Genomic DNA, 19,202 nt, shown 5'->3' with positions numbered 1-19,202 from the left:
AATTTATATCATTTTATATACTAAAATTCGCTTTCTTTCATATCCATCAGCGTTGCCGCCCCGGCCATGACCATGCGGAACCGCGCCTCGGATTCGGGGAGCATCCGTTCCATGAAGAAGCGGGCGGTTTTGAGTTTGGCCTCCAGAAACGCTTTATCCGCGCTGCCCTGCTCCAGCTTTTCCTGAGCCGTTTTCACAATCAGGCACCACATATAGGCCAGCGCCACCAGCGCGAACTGGCGCAAGTAATCCGTTGACGCCGCTCCGGCCTCTTCCGGGTTCTTCAGCCCCTTCTGCGCGATAGTGGCCGTGCTTTGCTGCAACTTGGCGAAAGCCTTGGCCAGTGCGAAGACGAATTCCTGAAGCTTTGGATTTGTCTGTTCGGCGTTGATGAACTCCTGCACGGGGTGGAAGAATCGGCGCAAGAGGCGGCCGTAGCCCAGCGGCATTTTCCTGCCGACGAGATCGAGAGCCTGAATGCCGTTGGTGCCCTCATAGATTTGCGCGATGCGGGCATCGCGGACATACTGTTCCATGCCCCATTCCCAGATATAGCCATGGCCACCATAGACCTGCTGCGCGAGGATCGCCACTTCGGTGCCCATGTCGGTCTGATAGGCTTTCACGATGGGCGTCAATAGCGCGACGAGATCGTCCGCCCTCTGTTTTTCCTGCGCGTCTGGGTGGCGGTGCGAGATATCGAGATTCATCCCGACCCAATAGGAGAGCGCACGGGAGCCTTCGACGAAGGCTTTTCCGGTCAGCAGCATCCGGCGCACATCGGGGTGGACGATGATGGGATCGGCGGGCTTTTCAGGATTCTTCGCACCCTTGAGACTTCGCATTTGCAGGCGATCTTTTGCGTAGATCACCGCGTTCTGATAGGCCACCTCCGCGATGCCCAGCCCCTGCATGGCCACGCCGAGGCGTGCCGCGTTCATCATGGTGAACATGGCCTTGAGGCCTTTATGGGGTTCGCCGACCAGCCAGCCGATTGCGCCGTCGAAATTCATAACGCAGGTGCTGGAAGCCTTGATGCCCATCTTATGCTCAATGGAGCCGCAGGAGACGCCGTTGCGCGGGCCGACGCTGCCGTCATCCTTGGGCAGGAATTTGGGGACGACGAACAGGGAGATTCCCTTCACGCCTTCGGGGGCATCGGGAAGCTTGGCCAGCACCAGATGGACGATATTTTCCGCGAGGTCGTGCTCGCCCGCCGATATAAATATTTTGGTGCCGTCGATTGTGCAGGAGCCGTCGGCTTGCGGTTGCGCCTTCGTTTTGATCAGGCCGAGGTCGGTGCCGCAATGCGGCTCGGTCAGGCACATGGTGCCGGACCATTCGCCGGATATGAGTTTAGGCAGGTAGAGCGCCTTCTGCTCGTCCGTGCCGAAATGATGCAACGCCTCGTAAGCCCCCTGCGAGAGGCCGGGATACATCCCGAAGGACATATTCGCGGCGCAGATCATTTCCTGCATGACGGTGTTGAGCAGCATCGGCATCCCCATGCCGCCATATTCGGGATCGGCGCTGAGGCCGCACCAGCCACCTTGGGTAAACGTCTCATAGGCATCCTTGAAGCCCTTGGGGGTGCGGACCACACCATTTTCAAGGATGCAGCCCTCGGCATCGCCGCTCTGATTTAACGGGAAGAGAACCTCCTCGCAGATTTTGGCGCCCTCTCCGATGATCTGGTTCATCAAATCCTGCGAAAAATCCTGATATCCCTGCAGGCTGGAAAGACTCTCGGCCTTAAGGACATCGTGAAGGATAAAGCGGATATCATCTATCGGGGGGCGGTATGAGGGCATGGGCTTGAGACCTGTCTATCGTTTTTTACCATTATATCCAAAAAGTCCGCTGGCGCTGCCTGAAAACCCTTTTTCAGGAAGTTTTTGTCATTTTTTTGCGTTTGACGTATAATTTTTGAAAAATAAATACAGGGAGGGTCTGGTGGCCGATAAAGTTATCCCGATTGACCAATACAGGAAAGCCGCCGCGGCTTCTGAGGGTGAAGGCGTTGCGCCTGTTCCCCGGGCGAGGGACCATTATCCTCTGGAGCAGGCCCGGAGAATGGCCGAAGACCATTACGGCGACGTGGACTGGGAACAAGGCAAGCTGACCATGACTTTTTCCCGCGAGATCACGGGCGATGCCAACCTCAAACTTTTTATTTCCGAAATATTTGGCCTCGGGCTTTTTAAAGGTGAACATCCCCCCTGCCTTTCCTTCGACTGTTTCGAGCAGCTCTCACCGGAACATCCAACGGGGCTGGCGAACAACGCCTCGATGCGGTCGGGGCAGAACCCCGATCATGTTATTATAGAAATTCAAGCGATTGACTTGGCGTGACCATGAACTCCTCCTATGAAACGCAAATCAAGGGGCTGTGCAGCGTATTTCTGCAAATGTCACAGCACGCGCCCACCAGCATCCAGGCGGGCGGCTTTATGGTTCTGGATGCACAGGCGCTAGGCGCCGACAAGCAGATGCAGGGGCGGCGCGGCCTTCAAACGGTGCCCTCCGGTATCTCCTATCCGGTCAGTTTCCTTTTTCCGGTGCAGGGCGATGAGGCGGAGCGACAGGCGCTGTTTGCCGATATCCATGAGGGGCTGGGGCGGCTGGGTTACGAAACCCATAACGCGCCTTTGCCGACCGACCGCGCCGGGGTTCTGGAGTTCGCGCAGGGCGTTTATCTTCAGGAGAGCGAGGGCTCTTACCGCCTCGAAGTTACAATGGCCCCGCCCTATGATTATACGCAGAACTGGCAGATGATGGGCGAATCCGCGCCGATCACGCAACCGACCTAGGTTTGGCGTCCTGTTGTTTTGGCCTCCTCTTTCTGTTATATTATGTTAATAAATTGGGGTAACGTGAATGATTGACGAAGAACAAGCCGCAGACCTGTTAATCGAATTCGGGCGCAGCCATGGCGCGTTCAGTATGGTGCGCGGGGACCGTCCGGTGATCGACGATTATGATGCGTCCATCGAATTTGTTCTGAGCGACGATACCGGGATGGATACTTACGATCATAATTCCCATTTCAGACATTTCCCTCTGTCCCTTCATTTCAGGGGTAAGAGTGCGGCGGACATCGCCTCGGGCCTGAAAGCCCATCTGGATACTGGCGGCCTGTCCACCCATGATGCTCCGGAAATCATGCCCAACGGCTCTTACCGTGTTAGGCCTGCGGTTTTCGTCCGGCAAAACGGATCGGATGTCGAAGTCACCGCGCATAATTTCAACGGCTAAGGCTTTTTCTGCTGGTTGAGGATGTACGCACGGGTCGTCAGGTAGAGGACGACGCCGTTCAGCGAATGCCAGAGGAAATGCGTGCCGAGCGGGAAGCTGGCGCAGACTTCCCTATCCATTGTGCGAAAGATCAGGGACAGGATAAAGGTCAACGCTGCATATTGCAGGGTTTTGGGTTCCACTTTGCCGTGCCGCGCCTGCCAGAGGGCGAAGCCGGAGAGAAACACAAGAGCGGGAAAATACCCCGCGGAGCCGTTGAGAATGTCGGCTGGAATCTGATCCATCACCGCGCTTGATCCTAGAAATACAACAAACAGCACCGTGGTTACGAATGCGTTCAGCCGCATCACGTTCAGTGCATAAAAAACGACAAAGAAAATCTGATACAGCACGATGGGCAGGACGTCGCTGCGCTGCGCCGTGGGCGTGGCGAGGGTGTGAAAGAGCGTGCTGCCTAGGCCGATGGCGCACAGGAGAATAATCAGAATCCGTGTCTGGCTGTTCAGGGCGCGTTCCCTTTTGGCCAGTCTGTATGAGAAAAAGGCCGCGATAAAAAAGGCGATATTGGTCACCGCGTTCACCGGCTCGGCCCACAGGCCCGGTTCGAGGCGTTCGCAGTAGATGTCGATATAATTGTTCATCGTTTCGCTGAGGCCTTAGAGCCGGCTGATATAAAGGGGAAGACCATCGTCGGTTCGCCTTGATTATCGTTTGAAGAGAACGCAGAGGCTAGAGCGTTATATCACGGACCTGCGGCAAAAATCCCGCCGAAAAATCGTCGGATTGCGCGACGGCGTCGGTGGTGCGGATTTCGGCGGTGCGGCGACCCTGCGCGTCATAGCGCATATCGAGAACCATATCACAATATTTTTCCGGCTCGTCCGCGTGTTCGTAGATCGACACCCCCGCCCACTCGCGGATGGGCAAGTGCATCTCGGGCATATGTGTCAGGGCCGCTCCGGCATGAACATCCTCGATCCGGTATTCCTTTTTCTGTCCGGCCAGCAGCCATTGTTTCCAGACCTGCACCATGCGGGTTTGATCGGCGCTGGGCTGCAGTTTTTCCGACGGCTTGACCTCCGCCGGCAGAAAGGCCGCCATGGCGGTATTAAAGAAATCGCTCTTACCGATTCCGGAGCGGCCGCGGACCCCGATCTGGCCGGGATGGTGGAGGGTTTCGCCATTAAATTCGACCGCGTAGCCCTGCTGCTCCACGGCCCTGAGCGCGTGGGTGAAGGCATTGGCGAGGGTGTAAAACTGCTCGTCGGAGGAGATATCGAAGCGGTAGGTTTGGGTCAGGTTTTTACTCATGGCGAAGATTTAGCCGAAATTTTTGGGTTTCCGCAAGTTTTCCCTAGTTCTGTAGGGGCTTGCTCTTGTTTTGCATATCCTTACAGCCTCATGTGCCATTGATTCGTACGCCATCAAAAAAATTAATAAATTGACTCCTTGCACAGTGCTTATGCATTATGTCCAGTATAAGGGTGTTATTATTGCCGGGCGGGTGAATATGGGTGCATTCGAAGACGATCCAACCGTCACAGATATAGACCGCATATACATGGAACGGGCGCAGGCGACGTCGACCGTGCCTTTGATTTTCCTGAACCCCAACGCTCTTGATCGTGACTATTATATCTCTCATCAAAAAACAATTAACCCCAGTGATCTGGACGTCGTCCGCGGGATGATGGATTCGCAGATTGCCGGAATCAGTTCCCGCTATCCCGAAGAGGCTATCCGTTATTTTGCAGAAACCTCTATGGATGGCCGGCATTTCAGCCTCCAGCAGTCCGTCCCGTCAAGGCCGGGTGAACCGGATAGTGAGCCTTTCCGTTTCGCCTTTATCAATCTTGAGGGGAATAACAGGCAAGCCGGCGACTTTGAACGTGCTCTTTTTGCCAGTTCTCCGCAGGCGGAGTATTACTGGTCCGGGTTCTGGGGCGGGCATGAGGGAGATCACGCCGGGTTTGAGCATCTTGCCAGCGGTAACACATTCAACTTTGAAGATCCCGGTAAAAACGAAGTGCTGGCGGTAAACGCCGAGTTGAGCGCCGACCGTAACGGTCTGGACTGGCTGCGATCCGAAGGGCAGGACGATATTGCTCAGGCCGTCATCGATTTCCGCGCCTTGAATGCATTTGCTGACCGTGGGCATTCTGCGACGGCTATTCTGGCCGATGAGCCGGGGACGGAAGCCACAGTGCAGCACGTTCGCGCATCTACGGAGTTTCAGGGGGCGCTGATGCAGGTCGTCGGGCAAGATCTTGGCCTTGCTTTTTTTGATGTCATCTCTTTACAACGTCAGCATCCCGGCGCGTTTCATAGTCATCTTGAGCGCCTTATTGATGAGGGTGCGTTCGATCAAGTTTCCGATAATCCTCATGTTCGAGAATATATCGTGGCTTATTCTGGAGCCTACCAAAGGCAGATCGCCGATCGCACACCCGATCCTGAGGCCCATATCGACTTGCGTACGGATCGCTCCGTGATTGACTCCCTCTCTATAAGAATTGGAAACGGGGTCGTGCCTACGGGCAACACGTCCGATCCGGGCAAGGAACCGCCAGCTAACGAAACTGCGCCTCCTGTAGCAACGACGGACAGGCCTATGACCCCACTTCCGTCAACCGGTCCACGGCCTTAAATTTTCAATTCCTCAACGGCTTGCCCTTATCCAGCATATGTTCGATGCGGGCGAGAGTCCCTTCGTTGCGGACGAGCTTCATGAATTCGCGGAGTTCGAGCTTCAGGAGGTCGTCTTCGGTGAGTTTTTCCGTCAGGTCCGCGCCACCTCCGGTCAGAACCTGCGCGAGGTGGGCGGAAACCACACCATCGTAAGGCGTCGCCTTGCCGGATTTCTGCAGGTCCGTGACGGCCATGTCGAGGGCCAGTTTTCCGCCCTTTCCCGACAGTTTTATGTCCGTGATTTTCTCCGGCGCCTTGTAGTTTGCGGCGAGTTTCAAGGCGCGTTGCCGTGCATCATAGAGCAGGCGGTCACGGTTCATGCTGATGCCGTCGGTTTCGCGGAAGTAGCCGATCTCCACCGCTTCGTGCGCGGATTTGGCGACCTTGGCCGTGCCAATGGTCTCGAAGGCCTGACGCGCCGCGCCCATCGGCGTGGTGTCGGGGGAGAACCATACATTTTTCTTGCCGATCTTGCCCATGTCTTCGGCGAATTTTTTACGTTCGCGTTCCTGCAACCTGAGGATCATCTCCTTGCAGCCGCCCCAGCCGGGGATGAGGCCAACGCCGACCTCAACGAGGCCGCAATAGGTTTCCGCGTGGGCCTGCACGGCGTCACTGGCCAGCAGGATTTCGCAGCCGCCGCCCAGCGCCATGCCGCTCGGCGCGCTCACCACCGGGAAGGGCGCGTATTTCAGGTTCATGAAGACTTTCTGCCCCTGTGCGACGAAGCTTTCGACCTGTGGCCACATGGCGATGTTGATCATGAAGATCGCCACGCCGAGATTGGCCCCGGCGGAGAAATGCGAGCCTTCGTTATAGATGACCAGCGCCCTGTATTTTCCTGCGGATTTTTCAATCGTGGTGCGGGTTTGTTCGAGAAGGGCGAAAATCTCCTCATCGAAGGTATTCATTTTCGTCTGATGCTCGAAGCACAGAACGCCCTCGCCGATATCCCAGACTTTTGCGGAAGCGTTTTTCAACACGGGTTCGCTTGAAAGTTTTATATCGCTCAAGAGCAGGACGCCTTCGGGCCGTTTCACGTCATGGTATTTGCCGTCGGTGCCGAAATACTGACGCTTGCCGCCCTCGATGCGGTAGAAGGTTCCCTCGCCCACTTTTTTGAGGATATCGGGCACCTCCATGCCCTCGATCTTCAGCTTCGCGGCGAACCATTTGGGGCCGAGCGCGTCGATCATCTCGAACGGGCCGCTTTTCCAGTTGTAACCCAGCTTCATCGCCTCATCGATATCGAAGACGGTGTCGGCGATCTCCCCGACCAGCAGGGCGGAATAGTGCAGGGTTTTCTTAAGGACTTCCCAGGCGTATTTTCCGGCAGAAGACTCCTCTTCCACCACGGCGCGGAGGCCTTTTTTCCCGCCCTCACCGCCTTCGGGTTTTTCCTTCGCGGCGGCTTTGTATTGCGATTCATTAAAGTTGTCGGGGCTGAGAGTCAGCGCCTGTTTGGCCTTGTCCTTCGAGGCGGGGTCGAGGCGGTAGAAGCCGCCCTTGCCCTTGCGGCCCGTATAGCCCGCCGCGATCATCTGATGCACGAAGGGGTAATCGACGTGCAGGGTACGATAGGGGTCGGCGGGCGGCAGGTTAGCGAGCAGCGAGTCCGCGAGTTTGGGCATCAGGTCGATGCCAACAAGGTCGATCAGGCCGAAGACTCCGGTTTTTGGAATCCCAACGGGCTTGCTCATCACCGCGTCGGCGGTTTCGATGGAGACTTTCTGTTTGATGGCCTCGTTGATTCCGGCCGTCAGCCAGAAGACGCCGAGGCGGTTGGCGATGAAGCCCGGCGTATCGTGACAGACGACTACGCCCTTGCCCAGTTCGATATCACAGAAGGCGCGGATGGTTTCCACGGCATCCTTGCGCGTTTCCTTACTGGTAATCAGCTCCAGCAGGCGCATATAGCGCGGCGGGTTGAAAAAGTGGGTGATCATGAAATCCTTTTTGAAATTCTCGCTCTGCCCCTCCGCCAGCTTGTGCAGCGGGATGGTGGAGGTGTTGGAGGAGACGATGGAGCCTTTCTTGCGGTGCTGTTCGAGCTTGGCGTAGGTCTTGTGCTTGATGTCGAGATTTTCGACCACGACCTCGATGATCCAGTCCACGTCCGCCAGCAGGTTCAGATCATCCTCCAGATTGCCGCAGGTGATACGCTTGGCGTTGGCGGGCAGCATGAAGGGCGCGGGGTCGGTTTTGAGCATTTTCTCGACCGCGCCCTGCGCGAAAGCGTTTCTGTTCCCATTGAATTTTGTGAGGTCGGGCGGGACGATATCCAGCAGCACAACGGGATAGCCCGCGTTGGCGACCTGCGCGGCGATGCCGCTGCCCATGACTCCGGCGCCGATGACGGCGATTTTATTGATTTTCATTTTGACCCTCGTTTTCTTTTATTGTTTCGCAAGTAGAAACAAAATCATATCCATATGGACTTATGATGGCCCAGACACTAAACGAGTTATCTTGACCCGTAAGCGTTTCACCTATTGTAGTTATAATGTCTATTAAACCTTGATTTTTTAAGTGAATTAAAATTTTCATGTTGTTTTGAAAAAAAACGTTATTCATCTTGCCAGAAGAAGAAAAAGAAATTTGCATAGCGTCTTTTCTTTGCGCCATAGTTTCATTTTTTCCTAAGTCAAGCTCCGACCAAGTTGCATCCTGTGTATGATTGTCAATAACCGCTTCAAAATAATCGTATCCTTTGTCTTTTGCACTTTGCCAGACCATTTTTAATAATTTTGCCGAGTCGGGATTTAAGTTTTTTAATGTATTGATATACGTGATGTTAGCTGGGTCAGAATTAATGCTTTCGTTAATTAGCAACCTTGCCCACATTTCCTGTAAATCAGGATCATCTTCGTGGGATGATTCTTCGATAAATCCCGACAGAAATTTTTTTTCTACTGCTTCGGCTTTTAATCCTTTGCCTACCAGCATGGTTTTTGCTTTGTCTGTTATTTTTATTAAGTTGGACATTCGCCAAAGCGTCAAACGATCAGAGATCATAGCCATCGCTATTCCGAAAGGCTCTAAAGCTATTTTCAGAGCTTTAATAACTTCTTCCTGACTTTTGTCTGAAATTTGCTGCTCAATATTAATATTATCAATTTTAATCAGCGGGTTATTCATACTGACTATCTTTCGTATAAAATTTCTCCAACCACACCCGCTTACACACCGGAAGCGTCAGGGTCGAGAGCAGGTACGCGCCCGGCGGGACGAGGGCGTGAAGCAGTGCGCCCTGTACGCCTAAAAAACTCAAATAGACGCTGACCACAATATAGGTGCCGCCCGCGATGATGAGGCGGCGGGTCCAGGAGGTTTCCCACGCCTTGTCGGCCTCGACCCTGGCGTTGCGTTCGCGGATGGTGTCCAGCTCGCTCACGCGCCGCTCCGTTTTCCTATCTGAAATCGCCGCAGAGATAGAACGAGCCGGCGATGATGCCGCCGACCTTTATCGGCTGCTTCACATAGACCGGGTCGATCACCACATCCAGAGTCGCGCCCAGCGTCTTGACCAGCACCCAGTGGAATTCGCTGCCCGTATGGGCGTTTTTCATTTTTTTGGTTTCAAGAATCTTTCCCGCGAAGACGGCTTCGGGGCGCGGCTGGTTCGTCTGGCCACCCTCCGCGCTGAACAGGCCCGTCGGGATGAAGCTTTCGGAGGCCAGTGAAGGGGTCTCGGGATCCTGCGCGGCGTTATAGGCTTCCTCGCTGTCATAAAGGTCCACCTCCTGCGCCATCGCACAGAGGCTGAGTGTTTCGAGGCCGGGGATGGCGATATTTTCATAAGCCTGCAGGGCGATCATGTCGAAGGCGAAGGGGTACGCGCCGGAGTCGATTTTCTCCGCGCTTTCCGGCTCCGCCCAAGCGTGCAGGAGCGCATCAAGAGGCGTGGCGCCGGGAACTTTCACCTTGTCGGTGATGCCCACCACGGTTTCGGATTTGCCGCGAAAGAAGGGGTCTACGGAGACGACGTTGTCATTGACCACCTGAAACCAGACTTCGGGGCCGAAATTTTCGTCCTGACGCCAGCGCAGGTAGATGCCCTGCGGGGTGACGCACTGGTCGAGGTCGCCCTTGAGAAGCCCGCCGATGAGGGTGTTGAACTCCTCCTCGCTTTTGATTTTAAATCCTATCGCCGAAAAATGGTTGGGCACAGCCGCCTCCTTTACTCAATTTATGTTTACACAGTTATCCTAAATAGCTTCCAGCACGGTCGCCACGCCCTGCCCGCCGCCGATGCACATGGTGGCCAGAGCGTATTTCTTCTTCTCGCGCTTCAGGAGGCTTGCGGCCTTGCCGGTGATGCGCGCCCCCGACGTGCCGAGCGGGTGGCCGAGCGCGATTGCGCCGCCGTCCAGATTCACCTTCGCGGGGTCGATGCCGAGTTCCTTTAATACCGCCAGCGATTGGGCGGCGAAGGCCTCATTCAGTTCGATAATATCAATATCCTTGAGGGTCAGTCCGGCCCGCTCCAGCGCCTTTTTGGTGGCGGGGACGGGGCCGATTCCCATAATCTCCGCCGCGCAGCCGGAGACGGCCACAGATTTTATCCGGGCGAGTTTGGGCAGCTTGTGCTTGTCCGCATATTCTTCGGAGGCGACCAGCACGGCGGCGCTCCCATCGGTGAGGGGCGAAGAGGTTCCGGCGGTCACCGTCCCGTCGCTCAGGAAAGCAGGTTTCAGGCTAGCCAGAGCCTCCGGGGTTGAGTCGGCGCGGATGGTGCCGTCGGCCTTAACATCGCCGATGGCGACGATCTCCTCGTCGAATTTGCCAGAGGCGGCGGCGGCGGCGGCCTTTTTATGGGACGAGACGGCGAACTCATCCTGCGCCTTGCGGTCGATCGCATATTTTTTAGCGAGATTTTCAGCCGTTTCGCCCATCCCGATATAGGCTTGCGGGTATTTCTGGAAAATCGCGGGGTTGGGCATGGGGTTGAAGCCACCCATAGGGATTCGGCTCATACTCTCGATCCCCGCGCAGATGAAGACCTCGCCCGCGCCCATCTGAATCATGCCCGCCGCGTTGTGGATGGCGGTCATGGAGGAGCCGCAGAAGCGATTGACAGTCGCGCCACCTATGGAAATCGGCAGGTCGGCGTGATTCACTACGAGACGCGCGATATTAAAGCCCTGCTCAGCCTCGGGGAAGGCGCAGCCCATGATCAGATCCTCGATATCTTCAGGTTTCACGCCTGTTGCTTTTACGAGGGCTTTGACGATTTCCGCGGCCATGTCGTCGGGCCTGACTTTGGCCAGCGCGCCCTTATTGGCGAAATGCATGGGTGAGCGTTTAAAGCCGCAGATTACAACAGATTTAGCGAGGGGGTTTGCAGGCATTCGGGGTGTCTCTTTGATCGTGGTGATGAAAAGTTTTTTGTTTTCCGCCGTGAGTTTACAATGATCCGGCGGCTGGGTCCATGCGATTTCACGGCCTTCTTTCGGGCTCCCATTCTCCAGTGCTTCTGTCTTTTGAATTGACAGAACACAAAAAATCATGCAGTCAGACAGATACTTTTTTCGCAGTCAGAACAATAATAAGGAGATTTTTACGGTGGCAGCAGCAGCAAAGAAAAATCTGGGCTTCAAGAGAATCTGCACGAGCTGCGGAACGCGTTATTACGATTTCGCCAAGCGCCCGATCATCTGCCCGTCCTGCTCGACGGAATTCAACCCGGAATACCGGATCAGGGGCCGCAAGGGCCGCGCTTCCGCCGAAATCAAGCGTGTGGAGGAGGAAGCGAAAAAGCCGCAGGTCGTGGCCAACGACGAGGAGGCTCTGGAGGATGACGAGGAATTGGAAGTCGTGAGCCTCGAAGATGTCGAGGAAGACGACGCCGATGAGGAGGAAGACGAGGCTCCCGTCAAGGTCATCGCAGAGGAAACGCTTGACGACCTGCCCGATCTCGAAGACGACGATCTCGATGACGACGAAGAAGACGTTCTCGAAGAGGAAGAGGACGAAGATTAGGAAGGCCCACGCCCCTGTATACGGTCCGGTATAAACTTCCGCCCCATTTCAGCGACGAGCAGGCGCAGTGCCTCGGGCAGGCGCTGGCCGATTCCTGTCTGGCGTCCAGCGTGTTCCGCAAGAAAGATAAGTCGGTGGTCATCGAGTGGCTTGTGGAAAATCCGCCGGAAAATGAAGATGTCGTGGCGCGGATTATTCTGCAGGCGGCGGCGTATGACCTTTCCGGCCTGCCCTCGGTGAGCGAAAATCTGGAGATTCAAAAAACGCCCGAGGAGAACTGGCTGCAGAAATGCTACCGCGAATTTCCACCCTTCTCCATCGGACCGTTCTATATCTATGGCAGCCATCATCTGGGTCAGCCTGAGGCTGATGTTCCCCAAGGGCAGATCGGGCTGCAGATCGACGCGACAACCGCGTTCGGCTCCGGCGAGCATGAAACCACCAAGGGCTGCCTGCAGGCACTGCTCGACCTCAAGGGCAAGGGCGTGTGCCCGTGGAATATTCTGGATATGGGGACGGGTTCGGGGATTCTGGCGCTGGCGGCGTGGAAGCTCTGGAGCGCCCCTGTGCTGGCCGTGGATAACGACGACGAGGCTGTGCGGGTGACGGAACGCCATGCGGCGATGAATGGCGTGACGCTTGGGAAGGGCTGCCTGCTGGCCGTGTGCGGGGACGGGTTCAAGACTCCGGCGGTGGACTCGCACAAGCCCTATGAACTCATCATCATGAATATTCTGGCTGGCCCTGTGATCGAAATGGCGCCCGAAGCCGTGCGCGTTCTGGACGAGAACGGGTATGTCATTCTTTCGGGGATGCTGAAGGAACAGGCCGATCTGGTGACTTCCGCTTATGAAGGGCTGGGTCTGACGCTTACGGGACGCTACGATCTGGGCGATTGGACCGCGCTGGCGTTGCAGAAGCGCCTCTAATTTTTCTGTTCTTTTTTCAAAACCGCCTCGACCAGTTTCTGCGCAATCACGGCGCGGCCCTTGCCGTTGAAGTGGCAGTCGTCGTGGCGGTAGGTGTCATCCAGATCATCCATGTTCATGACCATCACCGTGTCGGGGCGGGCGGCGGCGAATTCCTGCTGCGCCTCTATGATATAGGGTACGGGCGGGTTATAAGCCGTGCACCAGGACTGGCCGTACATCAGGAACGTCTGGTCGCCCGTGATTTCATTCTGCAGGTGATCGAAAATGGTTTTGAGGTGCTGCGCGTAAATTTCCTTCGGCGTCAGGTCCATGGCGTCGCGCTGGCCCTGATCGTAGATGATATATTCAATCGTGCCGTCCGCCTGCGTGTAACGGCGGGCTTCCGCTAGTGCCCGCTCCATCAGGCCGACGCCCTCTTCACCAGGCAGCCATTCCTGCGCCGATGTGCCGTTGAGGGCATAGCTCATAATCACGACGGGTTTGTTGACGTGCGGGTAAAGAGCCTGCGCGAAGACGGGCCAGAGCGAGCCGCGGAAATCCGCAGGGCCGAGGATGGGATCCGAGAGGCGGTAGCACTTACCCTTGAAATAATTCAGCAGGTGCGGGTTGTTTTCCGCCGATGTTCGCGGGAGCATGGAGTTGGCGGCGTGGCTCTGGCCGATCACGAAAAAGGTCAGCGCGTCGGGGGGGCAGGGTTCCTCGATTTTTCCCCTCGGGTCCATCCTGAAAATCTGTTCGAGTGTCAATGGCTGCGCCGGGGGTTGCTGCGCCTTGCCGTATTTGATCCAGGCGGCGGCGCCGAAGCCCAGCGCGGCGAGAGCGAAGATCAGAAGAATGGCGGGTTTGTTGGGCACGGGGGTCATGACCGCAAGTTTTATTCTTTAAAATCAAAAGTCTTGCGTATTATACAGGGATGAAGAAGGAAGACAGATTATTATTTCTTATAAAATGGGTTTTTTATGGGATCGGCGGGGTGTGGCTGGCCAATATTATTCTTTTGGGATGTTTTCTGAATTTTATCGTCGATTTGATTCCCGAGTGCGGCTGGGCACACGGTTCAATCACTGTATTGGATTGCGGCCAAACCTTTAAGGGGAAATTTTTATCCTCCTATTTTATGAAGTTTACTCCTTTTGCTGCGTATTTTTTGTTTATCTTCAGTTTTTATTACTTATCTGCTCCCTTTGTCAGTTTTCCTGCTAAATTTTATCCGGCGATTTTTAGTGCTCCGCTTTCACTATTTTTTCTTGCGCTGCTTATTCCGGTTTACCTCGTTCCGTTGTTCATTGCCTATAAATTTTTTAAGCCGCTAATGTGGCGGCGTGCTGATTACAGTCCGCAGCAACGGCGAAAAGCTTTCATCAATTTGTGCCTGATTTTATTGCCGACTTTGTGCGTCGGGCTTTTGAAGCTTTACATCGAACCTCCGGGCTTCATCAACCGCACCATCACCGTCGATCTGTGGCACGCGGACCTTAAAATCGAGCGGCGCTTCCTTTATAAATGGACTCTCGTTTCCCTGCCACGGCCGGAAAAGGAGCTGTCTTCTTTCGAGATGCATTATATGCATGGTTATAAGATTTTTCCCTTCGCTTTACTCGATGTTTCTTACAGGGATATTGATCCGTCTTTTGCCGATGACGAAGAAATTATGATTACGATTAAACCGCATTATGAGGCGCTGACCAAGGGTGAGCTTTTAGAAAATCGGCAGAAACATTTTGATTCTGATTTATCGCGATTTACTTTTGGTCATAAATCCTCATACAAACCCGCCGGCCGCCACATGGAATTTGAAGTGCTTGAGTTTACCGGGCAACGGAGCGGTGAACCGGATTTTTATATTCATAAAAACGAAGGCGGCAAAATCGAAAACCTGCTTGAATGTACGCCGGACACGCATTGCATCACTCCGTTCGGGCGGGGTTATAATCAAAAGCCCTGCGAAAACGAGGACGCGTGCAAAACCTGTCTGCGCGTCTGCACGGACAAGTCACAGGGCACAGGGATGCTGGACATCGAATACAGGTTCGATAAGAAATATCTCGATTCCTATTTCGTCCTGCATCAGGCGGTGCTGGATTTCGTCGCGGCGCGTACGGTGGCGAAAGAGCATTAAGCTTTAGGCACTCCTCCCGTTGGCGAGGAGGGGAAAGATGGCGGGTTTGTTGGGTGAGGGGGTCATTTATTGAAATTTATAGTCCTTAAATAGATATTCGGATGGCTTCCAGCCAGACGCATGGCCGTCTGCCATTTTTAGCCATTCTCCAATTCTATGCTCTTTTTGGACTTTTTTCCCCCAATACTCCTCAAAAAGCCTGTCTTCTAATGTCGAAGCTGCTATGAGAATTTCATGTTCAATATCTTGCAAGGCTCTTAAAAGATATACGCCTCCCCTTTCAGAGCTAGCTCTTAAGGCTACACTTCCTGCAGAAAATAAATCTCTTGCTTGATGACAAAGAATCCCTCGATAAGTAAGCATGTAAAGGACGGCATCATCATATTTGTTTTTGGAGCGTGAAGACTTAAGAACCTGTGGGCACAACAAAACCGACTCCGCTCGCAGTCTTCGTTTTTCTTCCTGTTCCAAAGAAGTGTATAGCTTAGCTTGTAATGGAAGAGAGTGTTGCGAGTCTTCCTTGTCTTCCAGCCACCATAGTCGTTCGCCTTTTTTCAGTCGTCTTCGCGCATACAGGCGAATGTGAAGCATTTTGTCTTCTTCACTTAGGTTGCGAAAAACTTCATATGAAAGACCCATTTTTTGAAAAAGCGATGTCTCTGCTCCTATTTCAACTTCAAATCTCGGCACATGAGAAGTTCTGACATGCATCACACAATCATCATATCTTCCCCACCTAACCTCCGGTGTTCCGCCCATCTTACCGAAAACAACATATATGTGCTCTACGCTTTTACTGCGTGTGTTTTCAAATACACTGTTAGCAACACTTCTCCATGTATCATTTGTGGTGAATTTAACTTCAATTCCGTAATCTCCTAAAACGATGTCAGGGAAGGCGTGAGGGTGTGGTGTCAAATCAACAACCATAAACTCTGTTAGCACCTCACGGACCCGATCTTCAAAAATTTTGGATGTTGCAAAAGTGCCCTTTTGGGCCTGAGAGGTTAGACTTTCAGCAATTTGGTCAAGAAGCTTTTCAAATTCGCTTTGTTTCATTTAATACCCATAAACTCACATAGCCTCGAGCAGCGGTATAAACTTTATATTTATGCGCTTTCAGCTTTTAGTCAAAAAAAGTGAGATTGTCTATTTTAGACAGTTCACTACAGATTTGGCGATATACCATGCCAAAATCGGGGGAACGGCATTACCAATTTGTCGCTCTGTTTCTCTTAGCTTTGAATCAAAAATAAAGTTGTCAGGAAAAGATTGGATTCTTGCAGCCTCTCTCATGGAAATTCTTCTATTAAGCTCATAGTGAAATTGTATGTTACCGTGACACTCAGCCCTCATCGTATAGCCGGGCCTGTCGGCTTTTAGCTTTCTGCTTCCCTGTTCAGCGCTTTTTTTTGCCTTACTCCAAATATGATTTATTTCTATATCTTCTTCGAGATGAATTAAGTCGTGCAACGCTTCCTTTGCGGTCATCCATTCACCTTGGAACCGCTCTTTTTTGGGAGGTGTAAATGGTTTGATGTGCGGCAAGCGGCCAACTATAAAAACTCTTTCTCTTGTTTGTGGAACTCCATAGTCAGCAGCATGGTACAGGTCGTAAGTAATATCATATCCTAGCTCTTTAAAGTCTTTGATGACTTGCCTAAGAGAATCCTCATTATGGCGCATCAAAAGACCCTTTACGTTCTCAGCAATAAATATTTTTGGCTTTATCATTTTTACAGCTTCAACCATAGCTCTGTATAAGCTGCTACGTTTTCCTTTTACACCTGCACCTTTGCCATTTACTGAGATATCTTGACATGGAAAGCCGCCGATCAGTACATCTGCGGTCATAGGCAAAGTATCTAGAAAGTCCCATACGTTGCCGCAATGGATTTTGTGCCCTAGGTTTCGTTCATAACTTCTGCAAGCGGCAGCGTTCAAATCATTAGCCCAAATAATATTAAATGGATTTTCTTTATACTTACGACCAAACGCAGAAAAATTACCTCTGAATCCTAAATCCATTCCACCACAACCAGAAAACATTGATACAACAGTATGAGTTTTGGAGACGGAAAGTTCGGGGAGTTTATTGTTTTCCTTAATATTGATGTTTAAATCGCAAGCGCTTGTTATAATTGATGTATTTATGTCCAAAAGAGCTTGTGTTCTCATGTTTCTAGAGCCTTTGTAGTTTTTAGTTTAAAAATTATAGCTTTAGATGTTTTTGCGTACAATCATTAAATGAGAACAAACTAAGAACTATGCAAGATATCCATAACTTTCCCTTGAATATCAAACATCCGCACTTTTAAATGTTTCGTACAACCCTACTCCACCGTCACGGATTTCGCGAGGTTGCGCGGCTGGTCGACGTCCGTGCCTTTCATGACCGCGACGTGGTAGGCGAGAAGCTGCACGGGGATCGCATAGAGAATCGGGGCCACAAACGGGTGGACCGCCCCGGTCGCCACGCTCCAGGTCACCAACTGCTCCAGTTCTTTCGCGCCCTTTTCGTCGGAGATCAGAAACACTTTTCCGCCCCTGGCCACGGTTTCCTGAATGTTGCTGGCGTTCTTTTCAAACAGCGGGTCACCCCCCGGCGCGACGACGACGACGGGCACGGTTTCGTCGATCAGCGCGATGGGGCCGTGCTTCATTTCCCCGGCGGCGTAGCCCTCCGCGTGGATATAGGAGATTTCCTTGAGTTTCAGCGCGCCCTCCAGCGCGATGGGGTAAAGGCTGCCGCGCCCGAGATACAGCACATCCCGCGCCTCGGCGACGTCGCGGGCGATATTCTTGATCTGCCCGTCGTGGGTGAGAATCTGCGCGGCGAGGGTCGGCACATGGCGCAGGGCGGTTGCATATTCCGCGCCCTGAGCTTCGCTGATCGCGCCGGTTTTCAGCGCGGCGGCGAGGGCCATGCAGGCCAGCGTTGCCAGCTGGGTTGTAAACGCCTTGGTCGAAGCGACGCCGATCTCCGGCCCGGCCAGCGTGTGCAGGACGTGATCGGACTCGCGCTCGATCGTGCTCTCGATGGTATTCACGATGGAGATGATGGTTTGCTTCTGGCGCTTGCAGTAGCGCAGGGCTTCGAGCGTATCGAGGGTCTCGCCGGACTGGGAGACGAAGATCGCCGTGCCGTTTGCGGGCATCGGCGCCTCGCGGTATCTGAACTCGCTGGCCACGTCGATCTCGCAGGGGATTCTGGCCACCTGCTCGAACCAGTATTTGGCCACGGCGCACGCGTAATAGGCGGTGCCGCAAGCGATTAAAGTAATACGCGGGGCGGCGGTCAGCACTTTCAGCACGTCCGGCGGAATCGCGATGTGGCCCGTCGCGGGGTTGACGTAGGAATTGAGCGTATCGGCGATCACGGCGGGCTGCTCGTAGATTTCCTTGAGCATGAAATGTCTGTATTCGCCCTTTCCGGCCGTCGCGCCGGATTGCGCGGTGATGCGGACGGGGCGTTCGACGGGTTGCCCGCCCCTGCCGGTGATTTTTGCGTCGGTGCGGGTGACGGTCACGCGGTCGCCGTCCTCAAGGAAGCAGATTTTGCGGGTGAGCGGCGCGAGCGCGTACGAGTCCGAGGCCAGATACATCTCCCCCTCCCCGTAGCCGACGGCCAACGGCGTGCCCTGCCGGACGCCGATCATCAGGTCGTGCTCGCCCGCGAAGATCATGACGATGGCATAGGCGCCGTGCAGGCGGTCGAAGGCGGCGTTGGCGGCCTCCACGGGTTTCATGCCCTGCGAGAGATAGCGCGTGACGAGGTGGACGATGACTTCGGTATCGGTATCCGAGGTAAAGCGGGCTTGCGTTTCCTGCAACTCGCGTTTGAGTTCCGCGTAATTCTCGATGATGCCGTTATGGACGACGGCGACGCGGTCGGTCGCGTGGGGGTGGGCGTTGTTCTCGTTCGCCGCGCCGTGGGTGGCCCAGCGCGTGTGGCCGATGCCGACCGTGCCCTGCAGCGTCTGTTCGGCCAGCTTGCTTTCGAGGCGTTCGAGCTTGCCTTCGGCGCGGCAACGCTGGATATGGCCGTTGGACAGCGTGGCGACCCCGGCGGAATCGTAGCCGCGATATTCGAGGCGTTTTAAGCCCTCCACCAGCAAGGGGACGACCTTTTGCTCACCGATAATGCCGACTATGCCGCACATGAGGGCTCCTTAAGATTCTCAGGTTTCACTATAGCGGGCGGGGGTTGCAGCGCAAATCACGAA

19 protein-coding genes are annotated in these 19,202 nt (G+C 54.1%); 7 read left to right on the top strand and 12 right to left on the bottom strand.

Annotated elements, in window-relative coordinates; genetic code table 11:
- Nucleotides 1-20: 20 nt before the first annotated feature.
- Complete coding sequence (locus IPN28_02785) at nt 21-1,811, bottom strand: acyl-CoA dehydrogenase C-terminal domain-containing protein (protein QQS57767.1); 1,791 nt, start codon at nt 1,809-1,811, stop codon at nt 21-23.
- 142 nt (nt 1,812-1,953) lie between these two features.
- On the opposite strand from IPN28_02785, the gene IPN28_02780 reads away from it, so the two are divergent.
- From IPN28_02780 to IPN28_02770, 3 genes are all read left to right on the top strand, one after another.
- Nucleotides 1,954-2,352 (top strand): hypothetical protein, encoded by a 399-nt coding sequence (locus IPN28_02780; protein ID QQS57766.1) that lies wholly within the window; start codon nt 1,954-1,956, stop codon nt 2,350-2,352.
- Between the two features lie 2 nt (nt 2,353-2,354).
- Entirely contained in the window at nt 2,355-2,810 is a 456-nt protein-coding gene (locus tag IPN28_02775; protein QQS57765.1) for a hypothetical protein, read from the top strand.
- Between the two features lie 67 nt (nt 2,811-2,877).
- A complete protein-coding gene (locus IPN28_02770; GenBank protein QQS57764.1) occupies nt 2,878-3,255 on the top strand; it encodes a hypothetical protein in 378 nt (125 codons plus the stop codon).
- Here IPN28_02770 and IPN28_02765 read toward each other — a convergent pair.
- Both IPN28_02765 and IPN28_02760 read right to left on the bottom strand, forming a co-directional pair.
- Nucleotides 3,252-3,896, bottom strand: coding sequence for a ceramidase domain-containing protein (locus tag IPN28_02765; GenBank protein QQS57763.1), 645 nt, complete (start codon nt 3,894-3,896; stop codon nt 3,252-3,254). The two genes, IPN28_02770 and IPN28_02765, sit on opposite strands and share 4 nt — an antisense overlap.
- 88 nt (nt 3,897-3,984) lie before the next feature.
- A complete protein-coding gene (locus IPN28_02760) occupies nt 3,985-4,566 on the bottom strand; it encodes a hypothetical protein (GenBank protein QQS57762.1) in 582 nt (193 codons plus the stop codon).
- A 199-nt stretch (nt 4,567-4,765) separates the two neighbouring features.
- On the opposite strand from IPN28_02760, the gene IPN28_02755 reads away from it, so the two are divergent.
- On the top strand, nt 4,766-5,902 hold the full coding sequence (locus IPN28_02755) for a hypothetical protein (protein QQS57761.1): 1,137 nt from the start codon (nt 4,766-4,768) through the stop codon (nt 5,900-5,902).
- Between the two features lie 4 nt (nt 5,903-5,906).
- On the opposite strand, the gene IPN28_02750 is transcribed toward IPN28_02755, so the two are convergent.
- The 5 genes from IPN28_02750 to IPN28_02730 are packed head-to-tail and all read right to left on the bottom strand — an operon-like array spanning nt 5,907 to nt 11,294.
- On the bottom strand, nt 5,907-8,321 hold the full coding sequence (locus IPN28_02750; GenBank protein ID QQS57760.1) for a 3-hydroxyacyl-CoA dehydrogenase/enoyl-CoA hydratase family protein: 2,415 nt from the start codon (nt 8,319-8,321) through the stop codon (nt 5,907-5,909).
- Complete coding sequence (locus IPN28_02745; protein ID QQS57759.1) at nt 8,308-9,081, bottom strand: DUF2806 domain-containing protein; 774 nt, start codon at nt 9,079-9,081, stop codon at nt 8,308-8,310. Before IPN28_02745 ends, IPN28_02750 begins: the two co-directional genes overlap by 14 nt.
- The gene (locus IPN28_02740; protein ID QQS57758.1) at nt 9,074-9,337 is read right to left on the bottom strand and encodes a hypothetical protein; all 264 of its coding nucleotides are present in this window, start codon (nt 9,335-9,337) and stop codon (nt 9,074-9,076) included. The genes IPN28_02745 and IPN28_02740 overlap by 8 nt, the downstream gene beginning before the upstream one ends.
- A 16-nt stretch (nt 9,338-9,353) precedes the next feature.
- The gene (locus tag IPN28_02735; GenBank protein ID QQS57757.1) at nt 9,354-10,112 is read right to left on the bottom strand and encodes a hypothetical protein; all 759 of its coding nucleotides are present in this window, start codon (nt 10,110-10,112) and stop codon (nt 9,354-9,356) included.
- A 39-nt stretch (nt 10,113-10,151) separates the two neighbouring features.
- Entirely contained in the window at nt 10,152-11,294 is a 1,143-nt protein-coding gene (locus IPN28_02730; GenBank protein ID QQS57756.1) for a thiolase family protein, read from the bottom strand.
- Between the two features lie 157 nt (nt 11,295-11,451).
- On the opposite strand from IPN28_02730, the gene IPN28_02725 reads away from it, so the two are divergent.
- Complete coding sequence (locus tag IPN28_02725) at nt 11,452-11,925, top strand: TIGR02300 family protein (protein ID QQS57755.1); 474 nt, start codon at nt 11,452-11,454, stop codon at nt 11,923-11,925.
- A 110-nt stretch (nt 11,926-12,035) separates the two neighbouring features.
- Nucleotides 12,036-12,854 carry a 50S ribosomal protein L11 methyltransferase gene (locus IPN28_02720; GenBank protein QQS57754.1) on the top strand — a complete coding sequence of 273 codons (819 nt, stop codon included), beginning with the start codon at nt 12,036-12,038 and terminating at the stop codon, nt 12,852-12,854.
- Here the strand turns inward: IPN28_02720 and IPN28_02715 are convergent.
- Complete coding sequence (locus tag IPN28_02715) at nt 12,851-13,720, bottom strand: hypothetical protein (protein ID QQS57753.1); 870 nt, start codon at nt 13,718-13,720, stop codon at nt 12,851-12,853. The two genes, IPN28_02720 and IPN28_02715, sit on opposite strands and share 4 nt — an antisense overlap.
- A 449-nt stretch (nt 13,721-14,169) precedes the next feature.
- Between IPN28_02715 and IPN28_02710 the strand changes: the two genes are divergently transcribed.
- Nucleotides 14,170-14,976, top strand: coding sequence for a hypothetical protein (locus IPN28_02710; protein ID QQS57752.1), 807 nt, complete (start codon nt 14,170-14,172; stop codon nt 14,974-14,976).
- 66 nt (nt 14,977-15,042) lie between these two features.
- On the opposite strand, the gene IPN28_02705 is transcribed toward IPN28_02710, so the two are convergent.
- The 3 genes from IPN28_02705 to glmS form a co-directional block, all read right to left on the bottom strand.
- Nucleotides 15,043-16,035, bottom strand: a complete 993-nt coding sequence (locus tag IPN28_02705; protein QQS57751.1) for a restriction endonuclease — start codon at nt 16,033-16,035, stop codon at nt 15,043-15,045.
- A gap of 90 nt (nt 16,036-16,125) precedes the next feature.
- Nucleotides 16,126-17,154, bottom strand: a complete 1,029-nt coding sequence (locus IPN28_02700) for a DNA cytosine methyltransferase (protein QQS57750.1) — start codon at nt 17,152-17,154, stop codon at nt 16,126-16,128.
- Nucleotides 17,155-17,309: 155 nt separating this feature from the next.
- On the bottom strand, nt 17,310-19,139 hold the full coding sequence (gene glmS / locus IPN28_02695; GenBank protein QQS57749.1) for a glutamine--fructose-6-phosphate transaminase (isomerizing): 1,830 nt from the start codon (nt 19,137-19,139) through the stop codon (nt 17,310-17,312).
- Nucleotides 19,140-19,202 lie beyond the last annotated feature (63 nt).

This window comes from Alphaproteobacteria bacterium, from assembly GCA_016699735.1.
GTDB lineage: Bacteria > Pseudomonadota > Alphaproteobacteria > Micavibrionales > Micavibrionaceae > JAGNKE01.
Note: the sequence above shows the minus strand (reverse complement) of the source record. Positions and strands in the feature narration are given on the sequence as shown.